This is a genomic window from Pseudochelatococcus sp. B33, assembly GCF_053570585.1.
The window spans coordinates 1-544 of record NZ_JBSEFH010000091.1; the positions used below are offsets into that span (position 1 = coordinate 1).

At 56.2% G+C, this 544-nt stretch carries 1 pseudogene; it reads right to left on the bottom strand.

Going from position 1 to position 544, the window contains the following annotated elements:
* Window positions 1–261: 261 nt before the first annotated feature.
* A pseudogene (locus ACUSIJ_RS29690) lies at window positions 262–420 on the bottom strand (peroxiredoxin); the annotation flags it as partial.
* Window positions 421–544: the final 124 nt, after the last annotated feature.

Below are 544 nucleotides of genomic sequence, written 5' to 3' on the forward strand. Positions count from 1 at the left end.
CCATGGTGGAGCCACCGCTAGCGGCGCGTTAAAGCGTTTTCGAGCAAAGTGGATACCGGCTTTCGTGAAGAAAACGCGTTAAATCAAAAAATTAGAGAATTTCGACGTTTCAGCGACATGTCGAAATTCTCTATCCGGACCTGTCCCCGCGTTCCATATCGTGAGCTCAAAACGCGCGCAATCACCGACAAAGCGCCTGGCGGGACTCTGACCACATCTCGCTGTTGAAGCGCTCCGGCTACGAGAACATCGCCCGCTATGGCTTGCACCGCCAGCAGCCCGCATTGATGACCCGCTTCCTGCCCGCATCGGAGACGACAGCCTGACCTCCAGCTGCGCATCGTCGCTGCGCGAGAACCCGTCGCGCCCGCCCGTGGTATGGGTCCTGCCAGTATAAAGTACCTTGTCGATCGTCGTCATGGAAAACTCCGTTATAGGCCACTGCTTGCGGCATCTGCTGATGGAGAATGTTCTGAAGGGAGGACATGTCCGCCATGTTTCCGGAATTACCGGAAGTGTAACAAACCGTATGCCCTGCCCGGAA